Source organism: Coleofasciculus sp. D1-CHI-01, from assembly GCF_040218875.1.
Taxonomy (GTDB): domain Bacteria; phylum Cyanobacteriota; class Cyanobacteriia; order Cyanobacteriales; family Coleofasciculaceae; genus Coleofasciculus.
This window is the reverse complement of the sequence record NZ_JAVJQP010000076.1, coordinates 78,939-92,572: the sequence shown is the minus strand read 5'-3', so window position 1 is coordinate 92,572 and position 13,634 is coordinate 78,939. Positions and strand designations below refer to the sequence as shown.

Annotated in this window: 8 protein-coding genes; 1 reads left to right on the top strand and 7 read right to left on the bottom strand. The window is 47.7% G+C overall.

Annotation, left to right across the window (positions count from 1 at the left end; translation table 11 throughout):
* Positions 1 to 167: 167 nt before the first annotated feature.
* The 7 genes from RIB93_RS14035 to htpG all read right to left on the bottom strand — a co-directional run bounded on the left by RIB93_RS14035 (position 168) and on the right by htpG (position 12,685).
* Entirely contained in the window at positions 168 to 809 is a 642-nt protein-coding gene (locus RIB93_RS14035) for a pilus assembly FimT family protein (RefSeq protein WP_446373375.1), read from the bottom strand.
* 461 nt (positions 810 to 1,270) lie between these two features.
* Complete coding sequence (locus RIB93_RS14030; RefSeq protein WP_446373374.1) at positions 1,271 to 1,957, bottom strand: prepilin-type N-terminal cleavage/methylation domain-containing protein; 687 nt, start codon at positions 1,955 to 1,957, stop codon at positions 1,271 to 1,273.
* 48 nt (positions 1,958 to 2,005) lie between these two features.
* Positions 2,006 to 3,064, bottom strand: coding sequence for a hormogonium polysaccharide secretion pseudopilin HpsC (hpsC, locus tag RIB93_RS14025; RefSeq protein ID WP_446373373.1), 1,059 nt, complete (start codon positions 3,062 to 3,064; stop codon positions 2,006 to 2,008).
* A 63-nt stretch (positions 3,065 to 3,127) separates the two neighbouring features.
* Complete coding sequence (gene hpsB / locus RIB93_RS14020) at positions 3,128 to 3,820, bottom strand: hormogonium polysaccharide secretion pseudopilin HpsB (protein WP_446373372.1); 693 nt, start codon at positions 3,818 to 3,820, stop codon at positions 3,128 to 3,130.
* A 43-nt stretch (positions 3,821 to 3,863) separates the two neighbouring features.
* Positions 3,864 to 9,737: a hormogonium polysaccharide biosynthesis protein HpsA gene (gene hpsA / locus RIB93_RS14015; protein ID WP_446373371.1), complete on the bottom strand. Its 5,874-nt coding sequence runs from the start codon at positions 9,735 to 9,737 to the stop codon at positions 3,864 to 3,866.
* A gap of 520 nt (positions 9,738 to 10,257) precedes the next feature.
* Positions 10,258 to 10,494 (bottom strand): 50S ribosomal protein L28, encoded by a 237-nt coding sequence (gene rpmB / locus RIB93_RS14010; RefSeq protein ID WP_446373370.1) that lies wholly within the window; start codon positions 10,492 to 10,494, stop codon positions 10,258 to 10,260.
* Positions 10,495 to 10,693: 199 nt separating this feature from the next.
* Entirely contained in the window at positions 10,694 to 12,685 is a 1,992-nt protein-coding gene (gene htpG / locus RIB93_RS14005) for a molecular chaperone HtpG (RefSeq protein WP_446373369.1), read from the bottom strand.
* A 121-nt stretch (positions 12,686 to 12,806) separates the two neighbouring features.
* Here htpG and RIB93_RS14000 point away from each other — a divergent pair, with 121 nt between their 5' ends.
* Positions 12,807 to 12,989 carry a hypothetical protein gene (locus tag RIB93_RS14000; protein ID WP_446373368.1) on the top strand — a complete coding sequence of 61 codons (183 nt, stop codon included), beginning with the start codon at positions 12,807 to 12,809 and terminating at the stop codon, positions 12,987 to 12,989.
* The last annotated feature ends 645 nt before the right edge of the window (positions 12,990 to 13,634 follow it).

Here is a 13,634-nt window from a genome sequence, read left to right as displayed (position 1 = left end):
TGGTGGGAGAGGGGCTAGGGGAGAGGGGGTTGTGGCTTAAGTTGACACGGATGAGTGACGTGCGCCCTGTTTTCTAACCGACGTGTACCCTTTTCCATCACCAATGTGCGCCCTTTTAACGGGAGGCGAAGCCTCCCCAAGAACATTCGGCGGAGCCTGGGAACGAGCTAATAACAATACTTATCGCTACTATCCGGTTGCTCATGCTCATGTCCTTTTCGCAATTTTCCCAGTAGTGTAGAAACAATCACACAACGTTTGGCGTCGCCCCCATTTTTGCCCCGTAGAGTCAGCCGCCCTAAAGCCCTGAGTGAGGTTTGTCCACACTTATCGTCAGGTGTACGCACAGGACAACCCTGGTAATTGAACTGAACTCGCCAATAGGGTGATGAACCATCTTTAACCAAGCTGGTTTCATATTTACCTCGATCATTTTTACTTTCGTCAATCACCACATTCGGATCAAAATTGTGCCATAGCCCATTGGTATTGAGTACTGACGCGGGGATGAATTGGTGAGGATCAGCCTGATGAATGGCGAACTGAAAGGCATCCTCTGGGTTTTTGCGAAAACTCACTTGCCAGGTCATTTTATCACGTTTAGCATGACTGTTCGCCTCTTGCATTGCCCAGTAAACTTGATCGCGGGCTTTATTCAAGTGTTGTACATTAGCAAAGCCCAGCCAACCCGGAGCCGCGATCGCACTTAGTATCCCGACCATGACTAGGACTATAATCACTTCTAGGATCGTATGTCCCGCCGTGGCGCTAGGAACGGGTTTTTGGGTTAATTGTTGAGAGTGTAGCATGGTAAATTCACCATTATCGAATTAACGTGTCGGAAGTTCCGTGCTACGATTGAGCAACTCGCTTTTAGGCTGAATCTATTTTTTTGACGTTGTACAGACGTAGCCGACTACGCTGGGAACATGAATTTTGACCTCTTGTGACACCCAACAGCGACGACGCAGACTGAGGTTCTAGACGGCGTAGCGTCCATTCCAGTCCTTAGGCGCACAAGAAGGTGAGCGAGCGGGTTCCTATCCGCAGCCGAAGCATTCCCAGGTGACAACAATATCCGTAATCAGAGCATTTTACTCTCTAATCTGATCAATAATTGGCTACAACTCTCCTAAAATTTGGATGCTCCTCTGGCAACTCCCTTTTGGTATTTTGCGACAAGAATTTTTCTATGAACAGGGGAATGTAAAAAAAGTTAATTTAATGAATCTTTCCTTATATTTTATCGGACTTACACACAGACCCTACACTACAGCGGACAACCTTGGGGATTAGATGTGGAGTCGTATTTCCCTTGACCAATTTCCATTGACCCGATTAAGGTTTTTACGACAACGCAACGGGCTGTAGCCTCCATGGGTTCGCCCGCACTGTTGGGAGCCGTCACCGTAATACCAATACCATTATCAATCTCTGGTTCTTTACCATCAACATTCTCTAGATTGCCTCGATAATCGAAGGTAATTGTTTGTTCATCTGTAAAACTACACGAAGGACTCCCTTTTTCGTTAGTTCCCGCCAGATCAGAACACAGCCGGATTTGTTCATCTTTGACGTCTAACCCTTCTATCAGCGGCTTCCAGGGTATGTTAGCGTCTTCTGTCTCGCTGGGATAAACAGCAATTTGGTGTTCACCGCCTTCAGTTCTAACACTAACGCTGTAGCTGAGATTGTCGAGTTTTGCTTCTTGCTGAGCGTCTTGCATTGCACTAAAGAGGACGTCATTCACTTTTGACACCCGTTGGCGGTTGACAAAAGCCAGCCAACCTGGAGCCGCGATCGCACTGAGAATGGCGATAATTAAGACAACGACGATTATTTCTAGCAACGTGAATCCAGGGTCATCTGGAGCCTGGGATGCGGCTTTCCTCCCCAGAGGCTGAGTTGGGGGGACTGCTTGTTTTCTCCAATTGTTGAATAAGGCTGATTTATTCATGATGTCCTTAGTTGGCTCTGATCAAATAACACCGGATTTAGGTGAACGCTATTGTTTAAACAAGAATCCTCGTCCTTTAATGGTTCTCTCTGCACTGGGAAAGTAGGGGGAGTTTTCACTGTACTCGGCATTTGGCTTAATTCGCGCTAGGGCATTTCCTCGTAAGACAACATGGGCGACTGTGTTTTCTACGTCTACACAAGCATAGAAGCTGGTAAAATCTGCATCAACTGGTGTTTTTAGCTGCTCTTTTGTTGTGCCTTTATCTTCAATTTCTGTGAGTCTGTCACTGTCTATCCCTAGAACCGATGTGCACTTGTCTTCATCAGGCTCAAGATTGTCATCATCAGTTTGGTCAATGTAATCGATTAAAACGCTAGGTGGATTGTTTGTTAGATCATAGTCGCCACCTTTTTCCCAAGCGTTCATTGCCTTTTCAGTTGTTCCCTCCTCCCCTAAATTAAACAGTTTAAATCCAGCATCTATTTCATATCGTTCATCATCAAAATCTAGATAGTTGGGAGTGTCATCTGGTTTAGTTGGATTGTTAGGATTTCTAATGCCATCATGAATTTCAAACCGAGCGATTCTTGCCGCATCAGACCAAGCTGAATCATCACCTTCCCCTTTAATCAGGTAATAAGCCACCAGTGAAAAAACAAAGGCATCATTACATTCAGGTGGCTCTGCTCTCTCGCCTGGAGTTGGACATACTGGGTTATTACGGTTAATCGTCGTATCTCTATGGATTGTCTGGGGTAAGTATTTCCTTGTCCAAAATACTAAAACTGGAGTCGCATCATCTATACTGGGTAGTTCATCTGCAATTTCTCCAACACCCTTCCCATCGTAGATATAAACGGCTTGCTCTAAATCCTGAGCCATGTAGTCTAGGGCAGACTGAATATCTTGTTCTGTCTTTGCCTTGGCTTGCTCTCGGCGGTCTGTGGCAAGGATGTTGATCATAAACCCGAGCAAAGGGGTGATCACCAAAGCCGCTAAGATGATCGCCACTAGGAGTTCTATCAGCGTAAACCCGCCCGATTTTTGGGCTGACCCAGAGCGTTTTCGCTGAGAATTGTGGATAAATTTGAGCCTATTTATCATTTAACTTCCCCTTTGTCAATTCATCGATCTATATCCGATCCTTTTTGCCACGCCTGTGCTACCCTAGCAGTCAATATTTGCTTCGTCACAGATTGTCTGAAATGTTGAACTATCGACTCCGATTTCAGTGGTAATCTGGGCAAGTGGAGCTTGGGTTTTACTCAAACCGATGCCGCCTGTCGCACTCAGTTGGGTTCCCTGGTTGGTGAACCCTTCGACAAAATCTGAGGTAAAGGCATCGGCGCGGTAAACTCGCACTCCCAAGCGATAGCTGGTGTAACGTCGTATGCCTGTGTTTGGTGGAGGTGGAATTTTGCCAATCGCCTGGATAATGAAGTCTTGATAGCCAGTACATTCTTCACCATCCTCAGGGTTATCCACGCAGTACAAGACGGAATCTTGGGGTTGGGGGGAGGCGCAGTATCCAGAGGGGGCACAGTTCAAACTGCCCTGGCTCGGCGGATCAACCTCACTGAAATTACTCCCCTCGCTAAAGGCGTTCTTTAGCTGTTCGTTGTCTGAGTTAGGAACAAACGGGATGTTTCCTGAGTTGACTCCATCAATGTAGGAACTCGCGGCTTGGGTTGCCCGTTCTACCCGTCTGGCTTGCACCCGATTGGCGACTGCCATTGTGATGATCGGTGCTAGTCCAATCATCAAAATCGTGACCACAATAATCGCGATTAACGATTCAATGATGGTAAAGCCAGACTGGGTTGATGGGTTTGCAGGTTGTCGTTGTTTGTGCTGGTTCATGGTTGATTCCCCAATGCTTGATTTTCGCCTCGGGTGTTATTTATTAGGAGTAGGGCGGTTCAGAACAACCGTGTTGCTCACGTAGCCTTTCATTGATAGCTGGTTTATCATTACCAATCACTGTCCCACACAACAAGGTTTCTATCCACGGATCATCGCGCTGGACTTCCTGGAAGAATTCATCCGGATCTCCCGCCGGGGGTGTGGTGAAACGACTGCTAAACAAGTCCGGGATTTGGCTGAGTAAGCCAACATCATATCCAAATCGCCGATTGGGGGGCAAGCTGTAATTTATTTTCCCTTCCGAGTTGCCGGTGGCGTATTTCTGGGGGAAATCAAAAATTCCTCTCTTCTTGTCGAAAAATGTTCCATTATCCAGGAAGGGCTGGAATGGACCCGTTGCCAAGCTACTGCGCTCAAATTCCATCAAGGAACCACTAATGGAAAGGTTTATACCCTCCCAATCTTCTAGGAAGCGGATAAAGCTAGCAATACCCCCATCTGGTTCACCAGGACGTGGTGGGGTATTGCCGACAGCGGCGATTAAGTTCGCTGTTGTTTCTGTTGCTGGCGGTAGCCATTGGGATTTTTCTACTTCTGCGTTAACTGTCGCTCCATTCCAGTCTGCTTGTTGGGCGATCGGTTGATGCAGGTTTAAGACGGGAACCAGGAGCGGCTGATCCTGACTGGTCATTTCAGTTTCAGCGGAGATTGGGAAGGGGACGAATGGATCAGTGCCTCCAGTTACATCAATTTTGTTAAATCCGAGGAAACGACCGCCAATAATTTGCGGAGCATCCGGTGCAGCCTCATATTCAATATTATTCGCTGCCAGACTCCGACCGATAAAGTTCCCAGCCAACTGCACACCTTTTCCAAAAGTCAGTTTGCCACTCTTGACCACCCAGAAAATCTGGTTAGGGTCAACGCCCTGCAACTCCAGTTCAACCCCATCACCAAATGTGAGATTTCCACTATTGACCCGAAGCACAAACATGGCGTCAGCCGTTCCCTTGAGGGTAATCTTTGCGTTAGCGTCAAAAGTCGCAGGCAAGTCGAATACATTGACAGATTTAGGTGAATCCGGATTAGTCTGGGGAGTCGTTTGGGCAGTCAGGGTTCCACCCGCCGGACTAAGTGAACCATCAGGTTTAACGATGGCATCGTCATTGGCAGCCAGAGGATCGAGATTCACCAGTTGACCTCGTAAAGTATTGAGGTTATTTAAAACGGGACATCCTGATCCTGGCGATGAAGCAGGTCTTCCTATTTCCTTGTATCCCTTTGCCAGACAGAATGTATATGCAGTCACAGGCTTAACGCCATCATTCAGATCACTCAAATTAGGAATGGCATCGGTATAAGCTTTATCCACAGAGATTTTGGGGACGAACAACTTGTTCCTCACATACTTGGAATGCTCGTTTTCATCCAGAGGTGTGATGCTGTCACGCGGCTTAAGTAGCCCATAGCTGTCCCAGCTTGTTTCGTAATACAGGGGTTTATTGTTTCTGTTGTGAAGGCGAGTACCCCCTGGATTTGTTATGTTGTTTGTGGTTCCGAACCAGAGGGCATTATCTGCCGTATTGGGAACAGCAGGAAATATACAGCCGTTACCGTTAGGAGCATTACCGCTATTATCCAGTGGGCAAACCGCACCGATGGCTTGAGCCACACGGTTGGTAGGATCAAGTACCAGATTATGGTTAGAGGTGCGGGCAAATGCCACACGGCGAGGATAACGTTGATCGCTTGCCTGCAAAGCCGATTGAGCTGTTGTGCCTGCTCCTAGGTTGGCTACAGTTGCTGCATCAAGGGAAGTAGAACTAGCAACTCTCCCCAACTGATCAATTGTCACGTCTCGCTCAAAAATGTTTGTATCACTAGAATCGCCATCCCCATTTAGGTCTAGACTTACAGTCACTTCATCATCATTTAAATCCCCATCCCCATTCACGTCATAACCAATCACCCAGTCACTCGGCTGACACTCAGAAACCGGGAACTTGCGACAGATTTCCATCGCATATTCGGGGAAATCATCTATGCGCCGCTGAACTGGAGTGACGAAGTTGTTGAAGTAGGAACTGCTGCTATTAGCAGGGGGATTGGCATTCTCATTAGAGTAGGTTGTATCCGAGAATAAGCCCCAATCAAATACATCCCGATTAAAGCTAGAAAGACCGTTGGTGGCGTAGGTGTTGGTATAAAAGCCATTGCGGAGGCGATTATTGATAATGCTTTGATTGCCGACATTACTGTTGACCAGTTCATAGTCTCCCTCATTGCGGAAGCCGAACCGGAAATCCTTAGACAGTAGTGTCATTGAGTCCGCAATCACTGCCACCTGTCGCCATGTATCTCCTGTGGTACATTTGGGCAATCTCGGATCGTTAGGGCGACAAGCGAAGTTTACATCAAGCTCACTGCGCTTGTAAAAATCGTCTCCCCAGTCATCTGGATTGAGATTAATGTCATCAACATCAAACTCTTCTTTGGTGTGAGGATTAAATACCGGTGCCAATCTACCCTGATCATCGACTATGCCATTGTTATTTCGATCCGACCAAGCCCAGAGATAGGCAGGTAGGTTCGTGGCTAAGGTGAGACCTTTTTCTTCTTCCCGGAATGTATCGTCATCATTGCGGGATAGTTCTGCACCGTTGTATAGCAGAATTCCAGTGGGACGACGGGTGGGGTCGAGTTTGTAGTCTACGGCGCTTTCTCGCTGGGCTGCAGTTTTGTTATCTACATCATCACCCGTTAGCTGATTCTCCCTATCCGTTGATATATCGGGCAGTAGGGTACTTAAATCAGCCAAAGCATCATCCCGTGAGGCATAGATAATGCCGCTATTGGGCAGCAAATATTCGGGTTCAGGTCCGTTGATCCCGCCTTGAAAGTCAATACTCTGTCGGCGCAGCTTATCTAAATCAATCTTGGTTGCCCGTACTTCTAGGGGATGGCGTTCTTCTATGCTCAGATCGTAATTGCCCGTTAAGTTAGCGACTGATTCTACTGTCGTTGTTTCTCGATCATCCGCATCAATGGCTTGTACCTGTCGGGCATCGAGGAATGCCACTTCTGCGATCGCTCCGTGGGGAATCCTACTTTCATCAACATCAAGCTTTAGTGTGCCATCTAATATTTGCAAAGCGCAGATAGTGGAATCAATGGCGGCTTGATCCGCCAAGGTTCGATCATCCTTCTGTTTTTGCAGAGCTTTACGCAAGTTTTCATTGACAAAACGCCCGTTGGGAAAGACGATATTGGCTTGGTAGGCTAGGTATTCATTGATGCGACCGGCTGCGTAGTTTTCTGTCCGATCTATCCCACTGAGTAAGCCTTTGCCATCTGGACTTACTGCCTCGGCATTAGCGGTTTTCGTTGGAGGCGGATAGCTAACCCCATTATTTGATTTACCAAACTTACGGTTACCCAGATCTAACTGACCACTGACATCAGGCAAGCCGTCAGGATTTCTGGCAGTGGTGACGTTGGTTGGGTCGTAGTAGCTGCTGATACAAGCAATCGGTTTTTGCTCTGTGTCGTCGCCTTCGTAAATGTCTTGGGCGTAGTGGTAAACAGCCGTTGCCCTCATCCGTAAGTCGCCTTTGGCATATCTTCGGGTGCTGGGGTCAATGGTAACAAGGGGAGTGAAACTCCCTCTTACGGTAGTCGGATCATAAAGATTATTATCCGATAGATCAACTTGATTTGGGTCAGTGCCTAGTGGCGGTAAGGGGGTTTGATCCCACTCTTGATTGGTATTGTCATAAACCTTCAATCCCACTGCCGGCGACATAGGCATCGTATCGGGCCAAACAATTGGGAATTCTTCTATGGCACTGGTTGTCGGATCATCGTAGGTTAGATTTTCCTCAATCTCTGGTGTTTTGGGATCATCATATCTCGGCGGCGGCAAGAATGAGTTTTTCCGCTCATAGACACCAGCACCCGTGATAATCCGCAAGCCTCCGACTGGGTCAAGATTATTATCGGGTTCCTCTGCGGCTGCTTTTTCCCAGAAACCATTCCGTTCGGTGTCACCCACATCCGCCAGGGATTGGATTTGAGAGAAGCGAACCCGGGTATCGTCTGCTCCAATTTCATCTTTATCCCAGACTGTTTCTTCAATCGCCTGCTCTTCTACCTCCCCAGCGTCCGAGTCATACACAACCAATGGCAGATTATTGCCCACCAAGATGCGATCGCCGATATAGTTTTCCTGCTCATCTTGTTCCAGGGTGTCGGGTTCCGTTGCTGGTGGTTTAACTTTATCTCCGGCAGTTTTCAGCTCCACCAACGAATAACCGGCATGAGTCGTACCATCATCGGGCTTGTAAGGGTAGCTCCATTGATCGGGCGGACGTAGATTATCACCTGCACCCACAGGATCGAGGAGGGCATCATCATTTTCTTGTCCTAGGGGAACTTCGACAAAGGGTACTCGTCGGGTTCGGTCTTTAAAGTAAGCAAATAAGGCTTTCTCCCGTGCTGTGGCTTTGTCTTGCTCCTCTTCCCTCACGAGGTCTTTGACGCTGACCGGGTCACTATTGTTATAACCCTCACTACCAGCATCGTTGTTTCCGATCCAAGTCGTGACCAAATTATTCACCCGCCGCGTGAAGGCTTGGCTGTTATAGAGAACCTCTCGGGGTGATGAGTGGGTCGTTGATTGGTTTTGGTCATTTTTTAAATCTTCTACAGGGGCTTTTGTACCCCCGCGATTTTCATCATATAAATGAACTTTAACCGCTCTGGTTGAGCTATAATTCTCTGCCAAAGGTTCCGCGTTAACCAAGTGACCGCCTACGGCAATTTTGCTGTTTTCTTCGTCATAAAAACAAGACTCTGGCGCACTCACCTGGTAAAGCTCAATATGACCCGATTTTGTGGTTGTGGTAAACAAGTTACCATTGGTGATCATCCGCCCATTGAGTTGTAGCGCACTCCCAGCCACCACGGCTAAGTCATCTTCAAAGACAACGGCATTATTCGATAAAGGAATTCGCGCCCGGTCTTGTTGATACTCTAGGGCAGAGAAACCAGACGTCCCCGGTGCTTGTTCTTGAAACTCAAAATCATTAGTCTCTAAACCTAACTCCCCTACCTTCTCAATCGGTACTGTCGCGGTGTAAACAAAGAAGCTCTTCTTCAACTTTGAGCCAGATTTATACCAACCCGCTTGACTGACTAACTTAGCACTGGTGCTAAGAGCGCCCGCGCAACTTGGGTTAGCAAAACCGTCATCCATCGGAGGAGTTCGGGCATCTAAGGGGCTTCTGGCGACTGCAAACGCACCTGTGTCGCGGTCACGAGCTGGGCTACGGAAGACGAGGCTGTAGAGAGTCAAGCTATCGTACTCTCCATCACCATCGGTATCTACAGGAAATCGCCAAGCTGTTGATATCGTTTCCCCTGCTTCTAAGAAATCAGCTTTTTCTTCTTGTGTGATGCCACCCCCAGTAATGTCATAAGCCAAGCGCAGCCGCTGTTCATCGGGGAAGGTAAATTTATCATCATCATTCTTGAGCAAATTGTAAAGCGCGTCATCCGACGGGGTTGCCCGAGGCAGTCGTGGATCTTCAAACAAGATATCCAGTTTCTGCTTTGCCCGATCAATCGCTGGCGCAGCCGATGCCATTACCGCTTCATCCACCCGGTAGTTCCGAGCATTTTTGGCTCGGTCAAAGGAGCGAAATACGATCGCGGTAGTGAGTAGGATCACCACCAAAATCACCATGGTTACCGTAGGTAGGATAAATCCCGCCCCCGCTAAGCCAGAGCGATGGCGCAATACCATCAACCTTCGCAATAGCCAGGTCATGACCCCTTTAGTCAGGGTTCTCGATAGTTTTAGGAGTTGCCGATAGAGTTTTTGAATAACCTTGGCTAGCTTTTTCGGGATTGACATGGTGATTTCCTCTCAAGAGGATAGATAGTTAAACCGAACAACAACGCTTCTCAGGGCGTTCCGTCTGGGTGATTTTGATGATAAGCAATAGCAAGACTTTAATAGTATGTCCGGATGGGGACGAGCCTCCCTTGTATTATGAGACAAAAGCTCTGGGGGCAAGTTCCCTCTGGCGATAGAATTATTTGACCTATTTCAGACGCAGTTCTCACCGATCACCCTGCCTTAATCAGATTGTATCCTAGGGTACACTCTGTCATCATCGGTGAGTTACTAAGCCTAGCTTACCCACTTTGGCGAGAAAAGTGATCATCCTGTTGGGTATTTGTCCTTTGTCCTTGGTTAAGGGTGATGGGGTGATGGGGTGATGTTAGCTTTAGGGGAAGGAATTCTCGGCTTACTTCACATTTGATCGGGGCGGGTTTAGTTGCATCTGGGTGAGGAAAGAAACGATAATGGTCAAACCCGCCCCTACACAATACTCTATCTTTCTCATCTTCCCCACCTTCCCCACGGGAATTTAATAATGATGGAGATTAATCCCTGCTTCCTTTGCCATCGCCTGTAATCCCTTCTTCTCCAGCGTCTTAATTGCCTTTGTCGAAAGTTTCAGTTTCACCCAGCGATTGCCTTCTTGCCACCAGACTCGCTTCGATTGTAAGTTGGCTTGCTGCAATTTTTTGGTGCGGCGGTGAGAGTGGGAGATGGCATAGGCGTTATTTGCCTTCTTTCCCGTTAGTTGACATTTGCGTGACATAATGTGCCTTTAGTTATAGTCCGTATTCCATCATATCTTGGTCAGGGAACAGGGTGTGGGGTGTCGGGTGTGGGGTGTCGGGTGTCGGGTGTGGGGTGTCGGATGTGGCGCAACCTGAGTGTGATGTAGGGGCGGGTTTCACTACTATCTTTTCGGTTGCAACCCTAAGTAACTAAACCCGCCCCGACTGGAACCCAGCCTACCGATTGGTCAACCGAGTCAGTACCTGATTCGACCGTTCCACAAAGGACTTCATTCCTTTCGCGTCAAAGCCTTTTTGTGCCATCAGCGCCAAGTCGTAGACATGCTGACAAATCAGGTTGGCTAATTCCCCACTGGGGGATTGACCCACGCCTTGGACAATAGTCCCCTGACTAATCTCCACTAAGTTCTCAATCAAGGGATGTGCCGTATTCACCACTAAAATATGTTCCTCAGGAAACTGCACCGCTTGCTGCTGCATCAGGGCGGTCATATCTTGCAACCGCCGCAGGGCTTCCGGTAGCAGTACCATGGCTGGGGGTGTTCCTTGGGGGTCATCGGATTTCAGCGCCTGGGTTTTCACATTCACCTTGGGCTTGTTTATCGCTTTCTCAAATAACTCCTTAATCAGTTCGCTGCGGGTTTTATTGGTTTTGGGGTCAACAATATCCGCCGCCTTGTCTTGGTCAACCAAGGTATTATCTAACTCCGAATCTACCCGGGAGAACTTGACATCGGAATATTCTTGTTCCAGGAAACTAATAAAATGGGTGTCAATAAACGAGTCCATAAACAGGACTTCCAATCCCTGATTCTTATGCAGTTCCACGTAAGTGGCTTGGGCGGCTTCGTCGGTGCAGTAGAAGACGTGGTTTTCGTGCTGGGTTTTGTTGCGGTCTAAATACTCTTTCAGCGTAGTATAAATCCGTCCCTGTTCATCTTGATTCAAAGACGCCCCAGCAGAGACATCCTGCCAAACATCCCCAGCTTGAGATTGAACCTCAACTTCAGCCGCTGCGCTTCCCGATTCTTCACCCTGAGGGGGTTCATAAGTGGTGCGATAGAGAATAATATCCTCGACTTGTTTCTTGAACTTGTCGTTATTCAGGGCACCAAACTTGACAAACGTCCCCACATCTTGCCAGCAGCGGATATAGTCTTGCCGTTGTTCCGTGTAAAGCTGATTCAGACGGTCAGCAATTTTCTTGGCAATAAAATCGGCAATCCGGCGCACTGTCCGGTCATTGGTGAGGGCGGAACGGGAGACATTGATGGGAATGTCGGGACTATCTATCACCCCCCGCAGTGGCATCAAGAAGTTAGGAATCACTTCTTCACAGTTGTCGCTGACAAACACCTGATTACAGAACAGTTTAATATGACCCTTGGTCACATCCACATCGGGTTTGAGTTTGGGAAAATAGAGAATTCCATTCAACAAGAAAGGATAATCGGTCTTCAGATGCACCCATAGCAGCGGCTCTTCCTGAAACGGATACAGATAGCGATAAAATTCTAAATAATCCTCATCGCTCAGGTTTTGTGGTGATTGTTTCCACAGTGCCTTATGCTGATTCAGTTCCTCGCCATCGAGCTTAATCGGTACAGGCATGAAGTCGCAGTACTTCTTCACCAGTTGACGAATCCGGGCGGGTTCGACATATTCGACTTCTTCATCTTGCAGGGTCAGAGTGACGGTGGTACCCCGTTGTTGGCGAGAGGATTCTGACAGTTCAAATTGGGGAGAGCCATCACAAGACCAATGTACCGCCTCAGCACCGGCTTGGTAAGAGAGGGTATCAACCTCCACTTTCTTTGCCACCATGAAGCAGGAGTAGAAGCCGAGACCGAAGTGACCGATAATCTGCTGGTCAGCGTCTTTCTGGTATTTCTGGATAAATTCTTCGGCGCTGGAGAAGGCTACCTGGTTAATATATTTTTTCACCTCCTCAGCGGTCATGCCAATTCCGTTATCGGAAACGGAGAGGGTTTGGTTATTTTTATCCAGGGAAATAGTAATTTCTGGTTCCCCCACGTCCCCATCAACTTCCCCAGAGTAGGACACCATCTTCAGCTTCTGGATGGCGTCCACGGCGTTGGAGACGAGTTCCCGCAAGAAGATTTCATGGTCGGTGTAGAGCGACTTCTTGATAATGGGAAAGATATTCTCGGTATGAATCGTAATTTGTCCCTGTTCTAGTACAGTCATAGGTGACACTCTGTAATGGTTCGGGTATTCAGTACGATTGTGTGCGATCGCCCGAATTTTGGGGGAACAGATAGCCCCCGTTCGAGAATACGGATCTCCGCACTTGGGGGAGATGGGGGAGATGGGAGCGGAGGAGCGGGGGAGATGGGGAGCGGGGGAAGCTGGGGGAGCTGGGGGAGCGGGGGAAGCGGGGGAAGCTGGGGGAGATATTAGCTGTTCCGTTATTTCTGCCTTCTTGCAAGAGGAGCAGGGAAGAGATGCAATTTGTTATCCGGACACGACTTTGCTTGGTGGTGGGGAGTAATAACCCAATGATGGGAATTATTCTATTTTTATGCCACATCAAACGCCATTTGATAGACAGTTAAATCTTCTTTTAACCAATTCTTTCTTTTTTTCCTTTCTGTTTGGACTAATCAGAGCTGATTATCCCTGGGCGATCGCACTCAGGTGTGATAACAACGATTCACGACATACCCCTACTACTGACCGTTTCGGTGAAAGTTGTCAAGTCCTGATAACTTAAACCATTCTTTCCCCTTCCGGGGTTTAAATTTTCCAATCAGGTACAGGTCTCAACAAAACGTCATACTTGCTCGTTTTTTACCTCTTTTCCAGAAGAATCTACGAATTTTAAGGGGTTACAGCCATTGTGAGATGAGTGTGCGATTTTCAGGTATAGTATTTATGGTGGGTGCTTTGTGGGTCTCAATAATTCTGACACAGCTAAACCCCTTGAATCTTAGTAGAACTTTGTATAATTTATGGTTTTCGGCTCACGCCCAATGTCCCCTTGGACGCATGTATTTTGTTAAACTTACGATAAAAATCATGACTAAGTATTGACAAAAACACAGATAACACAGAAGGGATGGCACTTTCCTCCAACCCTAAATATTGGAGTTGAGACGACGATGGCAAGATTTGCCAAAGTAGAGGGAAGCGAAGT